Origin of the sequence: Streptomyces sp. NPDC052396 (assembly GCF_044593195.1) — a bacterium.
Lineage (GTDB): Bacteria > Actinomycetota > Actinomycetes > Streptomycetales > Streptomycetaceae > Streptomyces.
On the sequence record NZ_JBIUAW010000014.1, the window covers coordinates 23,783 to 37,683 of the forward strand.

13 protein-coding genes are annotated in these 13,901 nt (G+C 71.5%); all 13 read left to right on the forward strand.

What is annotated here, in order from left to right; all coding sequences use genetic code 11:
- Nucleotides 1-10: 10 nt before the first annotated feature.
- The 13 genes from ACIHFE_RS29100 (at nt 11) to ACIHFE_RS29160 (ending at nt 13,855) form a co-directional block, all read left to right on the forward strand.
- A complete protein-coding gene (locus ACIHFE_RS29100; protein WP_400111221.1) occupies nt 11-1,498 on the forward strand; it encodes an FAD-dependent monooxygenase in 1,488 nt (495 codons plus the stop codon).
- Between the two features lie 29 nt (nt 1,499-1,527).
- Nucleotides 1,528-1,854, forward strand: coding sequence for a TcmI family type II polyketide cyclase (locus tag ACIHFE_RS29105; protein WP_400111223.1), 327 nt, complete (start codon nt 1,528-1,530; stop codon nt 1,852-1,854).
- Entirely contained in the window at nt 1,851-3,131 is a 1,281-nt protein-coding gene (locus ACIHFE_RS29110; protein ID WP_400111225.1) for a beta-ketoacyl-[acyl-carrier-protein] synthase family protein, read from the forward strand. Before ACIHFE_RS29105 ends, ACIHFE_RS29110 begins: the two co-directional genes overlap by 4 nt.
- A complete protein-coding gene (locus ACIHFE_RS29115) occupies nt 3,128-4,351 on the forward strand; it encodes a ketosynthase chain-length factor (RefSeq protein ID WP_400111227.1) in 1,224 nt (407 codons plus the stop codon). The genes ACIHFE_RS29110 and ACIHFE_RS29115 overlap by 4 nt, the downstream gene beginning before the upstream one ends.
- 35 nt (nt 4,352-4,386) lie before the next feature.
- A complete protein-coding gene (locus ACIHFE_RS29120) occupies nt 4,387-4,665 on the forward strand; it encodes an acyl carrier protein (RefSeq protein ID WP_400111228.1) in 279 nt (92 codons plus the stop codon).
- Between the two features lie 76 nt (nt 4,666-4,741).
- The gene (locus ACIHFE_RS29125) at nt 4,742-5,527 is read left to right on the forward strand and encodes a 3-oxoacyl-ACP reductase (RefSeq protein WP_400111229.1); all 786 of its coding nucleotides are present in this window, start codon (nt 4,742-4,744) and stop codon (nt 5,525-5,527) included.
- Between the two features lie 14 nt (nt 5,528-5,541).
- Nucleotides 5,542-6,480, forward strand: coding sequence for an aromatase/cyclase (locus tag ACIHFE_RS29130; protein ID WP_400111231.1), 939 nt, complete (start codon nt 5,542-5,544; stop codon nt 6,478-6,480).
- Nucleotides 6,481-6,492: 12 nt separating this feature from the next.
- Nucleotides 6,493-8,439, forward strand: a complete 1,947-nt coding sequence (locus ACIHFE_RS29135; RefSeq protein WP_400111415.1) for an SDR family oxidoreductase — start codon at nt 6,493-6,495, stop codon at nt 8,437-8,439.
- Nucleotides 8,439-9,632 carry an MFS transporter gene (locus tag ACIHFE_RS29140; protein WP_400111233.1) on the forward strand — a complete coding sequence of 398 codons (1,194 nt, stop codon included), beginning with the start codon at nt 8,439-8,441 and terminating at the stop codon, nt 9,630-9,632. The genes ACIHFE_RS29135 and ACIHFE_RS29140 overlap by 1 nt, the downstream gene beginning before the upstream one ends.
- 48 nt (nt 9,633-9,680) lie before the next feature.
- Nucleotides 9,681-10,970, forward strand: a complete 1,290-nt coding sequence (locus ACIHFE_RS29145; RefSeq protein ID WP_400111235.1) for a nucleotide disphospho-sugar-binding domain-containing protein — start codon at nt 9,681-9,683, stop codon at nt 10,968-10,970.
- A gap of 4 nt (nt 10,971-10,974) precedes the next feature.
- On the forward strand, nt 10,975-12,159 hold the full coding sequence (locus tag ACIHFE_RS29150) for a nucleotide disphospho-sugar-binding domain-containing protein (protein WP_400111236.1): 1,185 nt from the start codon (nt 10,975-10,977) through the stop codon (nt 12,157-12,159).
- The gene (locus ACIHFE_RS29155; RefSeq protein ID WP_400111238.1) at nt 12,141-12,722 is read left to right on the forward strand and encodes a dTDP-4-dehydrorhamnose 3,5-epimerase family protein; all 582 of its coding nucleotides are present in this window, start codon (nt 12,141-12,143) and stop codon (nt 12,720-12,722) included. Before ACIHFE_RS29150 ends, ACIHFE_RS29155 begins: the two co-directional genes overlap by 19 nt.
- A complete protein-coding gene (locus ACIHFE_RS29160; protein WP_400111240.1) occupies nt 12,719-13,855 on the forward strand; it encodes a nucleotide disphospho-sugar-binding domain-containing protein in 1,137 nt (378 codons plus the stop codon). The genes ACIHFE_RS29155 and ACIHFE_RS29160 overlap by 4 nt, the downstream gene beginning before the upstream one ends.
- Nucleotides 13,856-13,901 lie beyond the last annotated feature (46 nt).

Sequence of the window (13,901 nt, forward strand, 5' to 3'; positions counted from 1 at the left end):
GGAGAGGTAGATGGATGCTTCAGTCATAGTCGCCGGCGCGGGCCCGGCCGGTCTTACGCTCGCCGCGGAGCTGCGGCTGGCGGGGGTCGATGTCATCGTTCTGGAACGCCTGCCGGAGCCGACCGGGGAGTCGCGCGGGCTGGGGTTCACCACGCGCACCATGGAGGTCTTCGACCAGCGCGGACTGCTGCCCCGGCTGGGCGAGATGGGCACCAGCAACGCGGGTCATTTCGGCGGTGTTCCGGTGGACTTCGGGGTGCTGGACAGCGTGCACCAGGCGGCCAAGACCGTGCCGCAGTCGGTCACCGAGGCGATGCTGGAGGGCTGGGCGCGCGAGCTGGGTGCCGATATCCGGCGCGGGCACGAGCTGTTGGCGTTCCGCGACACGGGGGAGGGGGTGGAGGCCGATGTCCGTGGACCGGACGGTGCCGAATTCCAGTTGTCCGCCCCGTACTTGGTGGGCTGTGACGGCGGCCGCAGCACGGTGCGCAAGGCGGCCGGCTTCGACTTCCCCGGCACCGCCGCCACCATGGAGATGTTCCTGGCGGACATCCGGGGTGTGGAGCTCAAGCCGCGGCTGATCGGTGAGACCCTGCCCGGCGGCATGGTGATGGCCGGGCCGCTGGGTGATGGCGGCTGGACCCGGATCATTGTCTGTGAGCATGGCGCCGAGCCACGGCGGCGCACCGAGCCGCCGGCCTACCAGGAGGTGGCCGCCGCCTGGGAGCGGATCACCGGTATCGATATCTCGCATGCCGAGGCCGGCTGGGTCAGTGCCTTCGGGGACGCCACCCGCCAGGTCACCGAGTACCGCCGGGGCCGGGTGCTGCTGGCCGGGGACTCGGCGCACATCCATCTGCCGGCCGGCGGCCAGGGCATGAACACCGGCATCCAGGACGCGGTCAACCTCGGCTGGAAGCTGGCCGCGGTGGTGCGCGGCACCGCCCACCCCGGACTGCTGGACACCTACCACGGCGAGCGGTTCCCGGTCGGCGAGCGGCTGATGCTCAACACCAAGGCCCAGGGCCTGCTCTTCCTCAGCGGCCCGGAGATCCAGCCGCTGCGCGATGTGCTCGCCGAGCTGATCCGCTACGAGGACGTCAGCCGCCATCTCGCGGGCATGGTCAGCGGGTTGGAGATCCGCTATGAGGTCGGCCCGGGCACCCACCCGCTGCTGGGCCTGCGGATGCCGCACCTGGAGCTGGTCGGCGAGCAGGGCAAGACCAGCAGCACCCAACTGCTGCACCCGGCGCGCGGGGTGCTGCTGGACCTGGAGGACAACGCCCGGCTGCGCAACCGGGCGGCGGGCTGGTCGGACCGGATCGACATCGTGACCGCCGCGCCGCACGGGCTCACCGAGGACAGCCCGCTGTGGGGCACCTCGGCCGTCCTGGTGCGCCCGGACGGGCATGTGGCCTGGGCCGCCCCGGGCAGCCACCACGACCTGCCCATGGCGCTGGACCGCTGGTTCGGCCCCTCCCGCTTCCAGCGCGCCTGACAGCGACCAGGAGAGAGAAGAGAGAACAGATGCACAGCACGTTGATCGTGGCCAGGATGGACCCGCAGTCGGCCGAGGACGTGGCCCGTCTCTTCAAGGAGTTCGACGGCACCGAGATGCCGCACCGGATGGGCACCCGGCGCCGTCAGCTCTTCTCGTACCGGGGGCTGTACTTCCACCTCCAGGACTTCGACGAGACCGATGGCCGGGAGCGCATCGAGGACGCCAAGACCGACCCCCGGTTCGTGGGCATCAGCGAGGACCTCAAGCCCTTTATCACCGCCTATGACCCGGACACCTGGCGCTCCCCGGCCGACGCCATGGCGCAGCGCTTCTACCACTGGACAGCGCTGTGACCGCCTGGTCCGGCCGGCGGGTGGTGATCACCGGGATCGGGGTCACCGCGCCCGGCGGGGTGGGCGCCAAGAACTTCTGGAGCCTGCTGACCGACGGCCGTACCGCCACCCGGCGGATCGGCTTCTTCGACCCCTCCCCGTTCCGCTCACAGGTGGCCGCCGAGGTCGACTTCGACGCCGAGCTGCTGGGCCTGGGCGCCCAGGAGATCCGGCGGATGGACCGGGCCGCCCAGTTCGCGGTGGTCACCGCCCGGGAGGCGGTGGCGGACAGCGGTCTGGAGTTCGCCGCCCTGGACCCGCACCGCACCGGGGTGACCATCGGCAGCGCGGTCGGCGCCACCATGGGCCTGGACCAGGAGTACCGCACGGTCAGCGACAGCGGCCGGCTGGACCTGGTGGACCATGAGTACGCGGTGCCGCACCTGTACAACTACCTGGTGCCCAGCTCCTTCGCGGCCGAGGTGGCCTGGGCGGTGGGCGCCGAGGGGCCCAGCACGGTGGTCTCCACCGGCTGCACCTCGGGCCTGGACGCGGTGGGGTACGCCACCGAGCTGATCCGGGAGGGGACGGCGGATGTGATGGTGGCCGGGGCGACGGACGCCCCGATCTCCCCCATCACCGTGGCCTGTTTCGACGCCATCAAGGCCACCACTCCCCGCAACGACGACCCGGAGCACGCCTCCAGGCCGTTCGACGGCACCCGCAACGGCTTTGTGCTGGGCGAGGGTTCGGCCGTGTTCGTACTGGAGGAGCTGGCCAGCGCCCGCCGGCGCGGGGCCCGTATCTATGCCGAGATCGCCGGGTACGCCACCCGCAGCAACGCCTTCCATATGACCGGGCTGCGGCCGGACGGCCGGGAGATGGCCGAGGCCATCTCGGTGGCGCTGGCCGAGGCCCGGCTGAACGCCCAGGACGTGGACTACATCAACGCCCATGGCTCGGGCACCAAGCAGAACGACCGGCATGAGACCGCCGCCTTCAAGCGCAGCCTGGGCGAGCACGCCTATGCGGTCCCGGTCAGCTCCATCAAGTCGATGGTGGGGCACTCGCTGGGCGCCATCGGCTCCATTGAGATCGCCGCTTCGGCGCTGGCCATCGAGCATGACGTGGTGCCGCCGACGGCCAATCTGCACACCCCCGACCCGGAGTGCGACCTGGACTATGTACCGCTGACGGCGCGCGACTGGAAGACCGACACCGTGCTGTCGGTGGGCAGCGGCTTCGGCGGCTTCCAGAGCGCCATGGTGCTGACGCGTCCGGAGAGGAGGGCGGCATGAGCGCCGTGACGACCGTGGTCACCGGGCTGGGCGTGGCCGCCCCCAACGGGCTGGGCACCGAGGCCTATTGGGCCGCCACCCGGGCCGGCACCAGTGGCATCGGACGGATCGCCCGCTGGGACCCCGCGCGCTATCCGTCCCGGCTGGCCGGTGAGATCGAGGGTTTCGCCGCCCAGGAGCACCTGCCCGGCCGGCTGCTGCCGCAGACCGACCGGATGACCCAGCTCGCCCTGGCCGGCGCCGACTGGGCGTTCGCCGACGCCGGGGTGGTGCCCGCGGAGCTGCCGGACTACGCGGCGGGTGTGATCACCGCCAGTTCCGCGGGTGGCTTCGAGTTCGGCCAGAAGGAGCTCAAGGCGCTGTGGAGCCAGGGCAGCCGATATGTCAGCGCCTACCAGTCCTTCGCCTGGTTCTATGCGGTCAACAGCGGCCAGATCTCCATCCGCAATGGGCTGCGCGGCCCCAGCGGGGTGGTGGTCAGCGACCAGGCCGGCGGCCTGGACGCGGTGGCCCAGGCCCGGCGGCAGATCCGCAAGGGCACCCGGCTGGTGATGTCCGGGGCCATTGACGCCTCCATCTGCCCCTGGGGCTGGGTGGCACAGATGGCCGGCAACCGGATGAGCACCAGCGACGACCCGGAGCGCGCCTATCTGCCCTTTGACGCCGCCGCGGCCGGCCATGTGCCGGGCGAGGGCGGGGCGTTGCTGGTCCTGGAGGACCTGGACAGTGCCCGGGAGCGGGGCGCCCGGCGGATCTACGGCGAGATCGCCGGCTATGGGTCCACCTTTGACCCCCGGCCGGGCAGCGGCCGTCCGCCCGGTCTGCGCAAGGCCATCGAACTGGCCCTGGCCGACGCGGAGATGGCACCCGGCGAGATCGATGTGGTGTTCGCGGACGCGGCCGCCCTCCCGGAGCTGGACCGGATCGAGGCCGAGGCGATCACCGCGGTCTTCGGCGCCCGGGGCGTTCCGGTCACCGCCCCCAAGACCATGACCGGACGGCTCAACTCCGGTGCGGCGCCGCTGGATCTGGCCGCCGCCTTCCTGGCCATCCGGGACGGGGTGATCCCGCCGTCCATCGGCGTCGACCCCGTCGAGGACTACCGGCTCGACCTGGTCACCGAACGGCCGCGCCCCGCGCCGGTGCGCGCCGCCCTGGTGGTGGCGCGCGGCCACGGCGGCTTCAACTCCGCCCTGGTGGTCCGTGGCACCGGCCAGTGAACCCTCCACACCCGAGCAGCAAGGAAAGGACCGCCATGTCTGGTCATGAGTTCGCCGAGTTCTCCCTTGAGGACCTCAGGCGCATCCTGCGTGAAGGAGCCGGCACCGACGAGGCCGTCGACCTGGACGGCGACATCCTGGACAGCGACTTCGCCGAACTGGGCTATGAGTCCCTGGCGTTGCTGGAGACGGCCGGCCGGATCGAGCGCGAATTCGGCGTCACCCTGGACGACGACCTGCTCACCGAGATCCGCACGCCGCGTGCGCTGATCGAGGCGGTCAACTCCTCGCTGGTGCCCGCCCAGGCCGGCTGATCCCCCACACCCACACATGCCGCCGCCGTGCCCCCGGGCACGGCGGCGGTGGCACTTCATCACCAGGAGATGTGACGTGACGCAGCAAACCCCCAAGGTCGCCGTGGTCACCGGCGCCACCAGCGGCATCGGCCTCGCGGTCACCAGGCTGCTGGCCCTGGACGGACACCGGGTGTTCCTCTGTGCCCGGAGCGAGGACAGTGTGACCGCCACCGTCAAGGAGCTGCGGGACGAGGGGCTGGAGGTGGACGGCGCGCCCTGCGACGTCCGTTCCGCCGAGGACATCCGCCGGTTTGTGGCCCAGGCGGTGGAGCGCTTCGGCACCATCGATGTGCTGGTCAACAACGCGGGCCGCAGTGGTGGTGGTGTCACCGCCGACATCGCCGACGAGCTGTGGTTCGACGTGATCAACACCAACCTCAACAGCGTCTTCCTGATGACCCGCGAGGTGCTCAACGCCGGCGGGATGCGCCACAAGGACCGCGGCCGGATCATCAATATCGCGTCCACGGCGGGTAAGCAGGGTGTGGTGCTGGGTGCTCCGTACTCGGCGTCCAAGCATGGGGTGGTCGGTTTCACCAAGGCGCTGGGCAATGAGCTGGCGCCGACCGGGATCACGGTGAACGCGGTGTGCCCGGGTTATGTGGAGACGCCGATGGCGCAGCGGGTGCGGGCCGGTTACGCGGCCGCGTATGAGACGTCCGAGGACGCGATTCTGGAGAAGTTCCAGGCGAAGATCCCGCTGGGCCGTTACTCCACGCCCGAGGAGGTGGCCGGTCTGGTCGGTTACCTGGCCTCGGACACCGCCGCTTCCATTACCTCCCAGGCGCTCAATGTCTGCGGCGGTCTGGGCAACTTCTAAGGGACTCAAGAGACATGACTATTCGTGAGGTTGAGCACGAGATCACCGTGCACGCCCCCGCCGCCGAGGTCTACCGCCTGATCGCCGAGGTGGAGAACTGGCCGCTGATCTTCCCGCCGAGTGTGTATGTGGAGCAGGAGCCGCTGGGGGAGGGCCAGGAGCGCATCCGGATCTGGGCGACCGCCAATGGCACCGCCAAGAACTGGACTTCGCGGCGCACCCTGGACGCGGAGGCGCTGCGGATCACTTTCCGGCAGGAGGTGTCGGCTCCGCCGGTGGCGTCGATGGGCGGCACCTGGATCATCGAGCCGCTGTCGGACGCCGAGTCGCGGATCCGGCTGCTGCATGACTACCGGGCGATCGATGACGACCCGGAGAAGCTGGCCTGGATCGATCAGGCCGTGGACCGCAACAGCCGCTCCGAACTGGCCTCCCTCAAGGAGAACGTGGAACGGGCCACCAGTCAGGCCGAGTTGACGCTCTCCTTCACCGACAGCGTCACCATCAAGGGCTCGGCCAAGGATGTCTATGACTTCCTCAACGAGGCCCAGCTGTGGAGCGAGCGGCTGCCGCATGTGGCCACGGTCTCGCTGACCGAGGACACCCCGGGTCTCCAGGTGCTGCGGATGGACACCCGTACCAAGGACGGCTCCCAGCACACCACCGAGTCGGTCCGGGTCTGCTTCCCGCACGAGAAGATCGTCTACAAGCAGACCACCCTGCCCGCGCTGATGAACCTGCACACCGGCTACTGGCTGCTGGTGGAGGGGCCGGACGGGGTCACCACCGCCACCTCCCAGCACTTGGTGGTGGTCAACACCGCCAATATCACCGGGATTCTGGGTGCGGACGCCGGTGTCCCGGAGGCCCGTGAGTTCCTGCGCAACGCCCTGGGCGGCAACAGCCGGGCCACCCTGGGCCATGCCAAGGAGTACGCGGAAGCGCGGCGCTGAGCGGTGGACGCGCTGGACACGGAGGTCACCGACGTCATCGTGGTCGGGGCGGGTCCGGTGGGGCTGCTGCTGGCCGGGGAGCTGCGCACCGGCGGGGCGCGGGTGACCGTACTGGAGCAACTGGCCGAGCCCACCGGTGAGTCACGGGCCTCGATGCTGCACTCCCGGTCGATGGAGATCCTCCAGGACCGGGGCCTGCTGCCCCGGCTGGGACCGCCGCCCCCGGCCGGGCCGGGCCATTTCGGCGGCATCCCGCTGGACCTGGCCGAGGCCGGAGCGGAGCATCCCTTCGCCGGCCAGTGGAAGGCGCCACAGACCCTGATCGAGGCGGCGCTCCAGGACTGGGCCGCCGGCCTGGGCGCCGGGATACGGCGCGGTCACACCGTGACCGGACTGGTTCAGGAAGCCGGCCGGGTCATGGTGACCGGCACCGGGCCGGACGGTGCATTCCGGCTGGCCGCCCGCTACTTGGCGGGCTGTGACGGGGAGCGGAGCGCGGTGCGGCGGCTGGCGGGCTTTGACTTCGCCGGCAGCGGTCCCACCAAGGAGATGCTCCGCGCCGACCTGGCGGACATCGCGCCGGCCGACCGCCGCTTCGAACGGCACCCGCTGGGCGTGGCCAACTCCCGCCGGGGGCCGGACGGCATCACCCGGATCATGGTGTACGAATACGCCCGTACGCCCCGGGAGATCAAGGACCCGGGCTTCGCCGAGATCGCCGAGGTCTGGCGGCGGGTCACCGGAGAGGACATCGGCGGCGCCCGCCCGGTGTGGACCAACGCCTTCCACAACGCCCGCCGCCAGGTGACCCATTACCGGCAGGGGCGGGTCTTCCTGGCCGGGGACGCCGCCCATGTCCAGCTGCCGGTCGGCGGCCAGGCACTCAACCTCGGCCTCCAGGATGCCGCCGCCCTGGGCTGGCGGCTGGCCGCCCGTATCCGGGGCGAGGCCGACGAGGCGCTGCTGGACGGCTACCACGGCGAACGCCATCCGGTGGGCGCCCGCACGCTCACCCATATCGAGGCACAGGCCCAGTTGTTGTTCGGAGGGCCCGAAGTGGACGCGCTGCGCGCGGTCTTCCGCGAGCTGCTCGGCATCCGCGCGGCCCGCCGCCATCTCGCCGGAATGATCAGCGGGCTCGACCGCCCCCGCTCCGACCGTCAACCCACCACCCAGCACAGGAGGACCACCACCATGATGGGCAAGCTCGCCGGGAAGACCGCCCTGGTCACCGGCTCCAGCCGGGGCATCGGACGGGCCACCGCGGTGCGCCTGTCGCGCGAGGGCGCGCTGGTCGCGGTGCACTGCTCCAGCGACCGGGAGGGCGCCGCCGAGACCGTGGCGACCATTGAGAAGGAAGGCGGCCGGGCCTTCGCGGTCCAGGCCGAACTGGGCGTCACCGGCGATGTCCATGAGCTCTTCCTGGCCCTGGAACAGGGCCTGAAGGAGCGCACCGGCACCACCACCCTGGACATCCTGGTCAACAACGCCGGAGTGATGGGCGGAGTGGCCCCCGAGGAGGTCACCCCCGCCCAGTTCGACCGGCTGTTCGCGGTCAACGCCAAGGCGCCGTTCTTTATCGTCCAGCGGGCCCTGCGGCTGATCCCGGACGGGGGCAGGATCATCAACATCTCCTCCGGCCTCACCCGCTTCGCCAACCCCGAGGAAGTGGCCTATGCCATGACCAAGGGCGCCATCGACCAGCTCACCCTGCACTTCGCCAAATATCTGGGCCCCCGGAACATCACCGTCAACAGCGTGGGCCCGGGCATCACCGACAACGGCAGCCCCATCTTCGACAACCCGGAGGCGGTGGCCGCGATGGCCCAGTACTCGGTGTTCAACCGGGTGGGGGAGACCTCGGACGTGGCCGATGTGGTGGTCTTCCTGGCGAGCCCGGAGGCCCGCTGGATCACTGGCTCCTACCTGGACGCCAGCGGCGGCACCCTGCTGCGCTGATGGCCGCCCCGACCGCCCCGGCGGGCACCGCCAACGCCCGGCGCGCCCTGCTGTTCGTACTCGCCGGGAACATGCTGATCGACGCCCTGGAGGTGTCGGTGGTGCTGCCCGCGCTGCCGGCCGTCCGGGACGGGCTGGGCCTTTCGGCGTGGACCACCCAGTGGGTGATGAGCGGCTTCGCACTGGGCTTCGCCGCACTACTGCTGCTCGGCCCGCCGGTGATCGCCCGGTGGGGGCGGCGCCGGGCCTATCTGGCCGCCCTGCTGGTCTTCGCCGCCGCCTCGCTGGCCGGCGGGCCGGCCCAGGACGCCACCCTGCTGATCGCCACCCGGGTGGTCAAGGGCATGTGTGCCGCGCTCACCGCCCCCACCGGCCTGGCGATCATCAGCACCACCTTCCGGGAGGGCGCCGAACAGCGCCGGGCGGTCTCGGTCTACTCGCTGTTCGGGGCCGCCGGATTCACCACCGGGCTGCTGTGCTCCGGAGCGCTCACCGGCCTGAGCTGGCGCTGGGACCTGGTCTTCCCGGCACCGGTGGCACTGGTGCTGCTGGTCTTCGCGGCCCGGCTGATCCCGGCCGACCGTGTGGCGGCCGGCGCACCCCGCCCACCGCGCACGGTCCTGCTGCGCAATGGGCCGCTGGTGCGCTCCGCGTTCTGCGCGGCCACCCTCAATGGCTGCTATCTGGGCCTGCTGGTGCTGCTGGTCTTCCGGTCGCAGGACCAACTGGGCTGGAACTCCTGGCAGTCGGCCCTGTCGGTGCTGCCCGCCTGTGTCCCGCTGGCGCTCTCACTGCCGTATGCCGGGCGGATGGTGGGCCGCTTCGGTACCGCCCGGCTGATCACGGCCGGGGCGCTGGCCGCCAACGCGGGCTGTGCGTACTGCCTCTGGCATCCGCGGGGGCCGTACGCCGCCGCGGTGCTGCCCGGCCTGCTGCTGGTCGGCGCCGGCTTTGTGCTCTCCTTCGCGGCCCTCAACCTCCAGGCCACCAGCGGCATTCCGGCCGAGTGGCGCGGCTCAGCGGTGCCGCTCTACCAGACGGCAGTCCAGCTCGGCGCCGCGGTGACGCTCCCGGCGGTGGTGGCCCTGGCGGCCGGCCCGGCCGGGTACCGCCACGCACTGCTGCTGATCACCGGCGTGGCCTGCGCCGGTTCCCTCGTCGCCCTCACCGGAGCGCGGCGCACCCCTCGCTGAGCCTCTCCACCGGCCGTCACCGGTGGAGCCCATGAACGGAGAACCCCGTTGCGCGTCCTGTTCGCGATCTTTCCGGCGACCGCCCATCTGCATCCGATCGTGCCGCTGGCCTGGGCGCTGCAGAGCGCCGGTCACGAGGTGGTGGTGGCGGCCCACGAGGGGGTGGTCGAACCGGATCTGCACGGCAATATCGCCGCCTCGGGTCTGACCGGGCTGAAGCTGGGCACCCGGGACGAGTTCCCCGGCCGGCTGGGCCCGGAGCAGGGCGAGGGCAAGCCGGACCGGCCCAGCCTGGCGCTGGACCACCAGGGCGGGGACGGCTGGCAGTACACCCGGGCGGTGCTGGGCGGCATGTTCTCCATGCACTACCCGGCCGAGCCGGAGGGCGGCGGTGACCGCCGCCCGGTGACCGACGCGCTGGTGGACTTCGCCCGCGCCTGGCGGCCCGACCTGGTGCTCTGGGACCCGCTGATGCTGCCCGCCCCGGTGGCCGCCCGCGCCTGTGGTGCCGCGCACGCCCGGCTGCTGTGGGGCATGGACAACATCGGGCTGATCCGGCGGCTGACCCGGCAGGAGATCGCCGACCCCGCCTCCTCGCTGACCGAGGACCCCTGGCTGCCCTGGCTGCTGCCCATGCTGGAGCGCTACGGCCTGGACTTCCACGAGGAGATGCTGACCGGCCAGTGGTCACTGGACCTGACCCCGCCCCGGATGCAGTACCCCCTCGGCCTGACCACCGTCCCCCTCCGCCGGGTCCCCTACAGCGGCTCCGCCCCGCTGGCCGACTGGCTGCACTCCCGCCCCGAACGGCCCCGGGTGGTGCTCACCCTGGGCGTCAGCCGGCGCCGGATCTTCGGCAACTACAGCGGCTTCCCGATGCGCGAGTTCTTCGACTCGGTCTCCGGCCTGGACCTGGAGGTCGTCGCCACCCTCAACGGCGGCCAGCTGAACGAGGTGGGCACCCTGCCGGACAATGTCCGCGCCCTGGAGTACATCCCGCTCAACCAGGTGATGCCGACCAGCTCGGCGGTCATCCACCACGGCGGCGGCGGCACCTTCGCCTCCGCGGTGGCCTTCAAAGTGCCCCAGCTGGTGGTGCCGCTGCCGATGTGGGACGAGGCGGTGCGCGGCCGCTATGTCGCCGAGCGGGGCGCCGGCCTGGTGGCCGACCCGGAGAAGCTGGAGGTGGACCAGCTGCGCGCGCAACTGGTCCGGCTGCTGGAGGACCCGTCCTTCCGGGACGGCACCCGGGACCTGCACCAGGACATGCTGGCCGCCCCCGCGCCCAGGGAGATCATCCCGCTGCTGGAGCGGCTGACCGCCGAGTGCCGGGGCTGACGCCATGCGGGTACTGATGATCCCCACCCCGGTGCCGGCCCATCTGATGCCGCTGGTGCCGCTGGCCTGGGCGCTGCGCTCGGCCGGCCATGAGGTGCAGGTGCTCGGCCAGCGCGATGTGCTGAGCGCGGTCGGGGCCGCCGGGCTGACCGCGGTGTGCACCGGCGGGGAGTTCGACGTCAATGGCATGCTGCTGCGCGGACTGCCCGGCGGGCAGCGGCCGTTGCAGGCCCGGCCCCGCCCCGCCCGTTCGACGCTGGGCGGCTATGGCCGGGTGTGGACGGCACACGCCCTGGCGGTCACCGCCCCGTACCTGGAGTTCGCCCGGGAGTTCCGCCCCGATCTGATCCTCGCCGATCCGCTGGAGTACGCCTCCCTGATTATCGGCGCGGTGCTGGAGGTGCCGGTGGTGCACCACCGCTGGACGGTGGACGCCATCTCCGGGCCCGCACGGCGGGCCAGCCGGCCCAGCCTCCGGGAACTGTGCCGGAGCCTGGGTGTGGACGAGCTGCCCGATCCCACCGTGCTGCTCGACCCCACACCACCCTCCCTGCGGCTGCCGGAGTCGGAGGAGGGCACGCCCATCCGCTGGGTGCCGTTCAGCGGCACCGGCCAACTGCCCGCCGGGCTGCGGGAGAAGAAGGCGGACCGGCGGGTGGTCGTCTCGCTGGGCAACACCCTGGCGCTGCACGGTGTGCCCTTCGCCGGCCGGCTGCTGCACTCCTTCGCCGGTATGGCGGGGGCGGAGATCCTGGCCACCGTCCCGGAACCACAGCGGCGGGAGCTGGGACCGGTGCCCGAGCCGGTGCGCCTGATCGACCCGCTGCCACTGCATCTGTTCCTGGACACCTGTGACGCCATGGTCCACCACGGCGGCGCCGGAACCGCCATGACCGCCACCGCCTTCGGCCTGCCCCAGCTGGTCCTGCCGCAACTCGCCGACCACTTCGCGGTCGGCGACCGGATCGCCGCGGCGGGCGCCGGTCTCAGCTTCGACGAGGCCGGACAGCAGGACGACCCCCAGGTGGTGCGTGGCGCCCTGGAAGAACTGCTGGCCGAACCCCGCCATGGGGCCGCCGCCCGCCGGCTGGCCGGGGAGATGCGTGCGATGCCCGCGCCCGCCCAGGTGGCGGCGGATCTCGAAGCCATTGGAGAGGGACGGAACCAGCCGTGCGCATCGAGGAAATGACCATCCCCGGCACCTTTCTGATCACGCCGGACCAACTGCCCGACGACCGGGGGGTGTTCTTCGAGGCCATGCGGTGTGACCGGCTGGCTGGGGCCGGGATCGACTTCACCCCCCGGCAGATCAACTACTCGGTCTCCAAACGCCATACGCTGCGCGGCCTGCACAGTGTGAGCATCCCGCCGGGACAGGCGAAGTTCGTCACCTGTGTCCGGGGCGCGCTGCGGGACATCGTGGTCGATCTGCGCATCGGCTCACCGGCCTTCGGCCGGCACCAGGTCAGTGAACTGACCGCCGAATCCGGCCGGTCGGTCTATGTGCCCGAGGGTGTGGGCCATGGATTCCTGGCGCTCACCGATGACGCCTGCATCTGCTACGTGGTCTCCAGCACCTATGTCCCCGGCACCCAGATCGACATCAATCCGCTCGACCCCGAACTCGACCTGCCCTGGAACTGCCCCGAACCGCCGCTGATCTCGGAGAAGGACGCCAAGGCGCCCACCCTGGCCGAAGCGGTGGCGGCCGGGCTGCTGCCCGTCCTCCCGGGCCCGAAGGAGCAACCATGAGGCTTCTCTTCGTGGCCGCCGGAAGCCCGGCCACCGTCTTCGCCCTGGCGCCGTTGGCCACCGCCGCCCGCAACGCCGGCCACCAGGTGGTGATGGCCGCCAATGAGGACATGATGCCGGTGGTGGCCGCCTCCGGACTGCCCGGAGTGCCCACCACCGGCCGGCCCATCCGGCACTTCATCACCACCGACCGGCAGGGGAATCCGGAGACGATTCCCACCGACCCCGTCGAGCAGGCCCGCTTCACCGGCCGCTGGTTCGCCCGGATGGCCGCCGCGAGCCTGGACCGCATGCTGGAGTTCGCCCATGACTGGCGCCCGGACCTCGTGGTCGGCGGCACGATGTGTTACGTGGCGCCGCTACTGGCCGCACACCTGGGCATCCCTCATGCGCGCCAGGCTTGGGACGCCATCGATGCCGACGGCATCCACCCCGGCGCGGACCTCGAACTCGCTCCGGAACTGGCCCGGTTGGGCCTGGCGAGCATTGCGGAACCGGATCTGTTCATCGACATCTGTCCGCCTGGCCTGCGACCACCGCATGCCGCACCGGCGCAGATGATGCGCTACATCCCCGCCAACCGGCAGCGCACCCTGGAGCGCTGGATGTACACCCGGGGCGAGCGGCGCCGGATCTGCGTCAGCTCCGGCAGCCGGGTGGCCAAGGACAGCTATGACCAGAACTTCGAGTTTCTGCGGGGCCTCGCCAAGGAGGTCGCGGCCTGGGACGTGGAACTGATCGTGGCCGCACCCGAGGAGGTGGCCGGGGCGCTGCGGGCCGAACTGCCCGGGATCCGGGCCGGCTGGATCCCGCTGGACGTGGTGGCCCCCACCTGTGACCTGCTGGTGCACCACGCCGGCGGCGTCTCCACCCTCACCGGTCTCAACGCCGGAGTCGCCCAACTGCTCATCCCCAAGGGCGCGGTGCTGGAGATTCCGTCCCGCCGGGTCGCCGACTACGGCGCGGCCATCACCCTGCTGCCCGGCCAGGACACCCCGGAGGCCATCGCCGAGTCCTGCCGGGAGCTGCTGGCCTCCCCCGGCTACGGCAAGCGGGCCCGGGACCTCGCCGCGGAGATCGCCTCGATGCCCGCCCCGGCGCGGATTGTGCCGGTCCTCGAACAACTCGCCTGATCCCAGGCGCTTTGCCCATCCCCTTTCCCTTGTGCAGAGAGAGGCT

Bases quoted from the DNA above. Each gene is read 5' to 3' on its own strand.
- ACIHFE_RS29100 (WP_400111221.1), top strand. From the start codon at position 11: ATGGATGCTTCAGTCATAGTCGCCGGCGCGGGCCCGGCCGGTCTTACG.
- ACIHFE_RS29160 (WP_400111240.1), top strand. From the start codon at position 12,719: ATGAGGCTTCTCTTCGTGGCCGCCGGAAGCCCGGCCACCGTCTTCGCC.
- ACIHFE_RS29115 (WP_400111227.1), top strand. From the start codon at position 3,128: ATGAGCGCCGTGACGACCGTGGTCACCGGGCTGGGCGTGGCCGCCCCC.
- ACIHFE_RS29150 (WP_400111236.1), top strand. From the start codon at position 10,975: ATGCGGGTACTGATGATCCCCACCCCGGTGCCGGCCCATCTGATGCCG.
- ACIHFE_RS29120 (WP_400111228.1), top strand. From the start codon at position 4,387: ATGTCTGGTCATGAGTTCGCCGAGTTCTCCCTTGAGGACCTCAGGCGC.
- ACIHFE_RS29130 (WP_400111231.1), top strand. From the start codon at position 5,542: ATGACTATTCGTGAGGTTGAGCACGAGATCACCGTGCACGCCCCCGCC.
- ACIHFE_RS29105 (WP_400111223.1), top strand. From the start codon at position 1,528: ATGCACAGCACGTTGATCGTGGCCAGGATGGACCCGCAGTCGGCCGAG.
- ACIHFE_RS29140 (WP_400111233.1), top strand. From the start codon at position 8,439: ATGGCCGCCCCGACCGCCCCGGCGGGCACCGCCAACGCCCGGCGCGCC.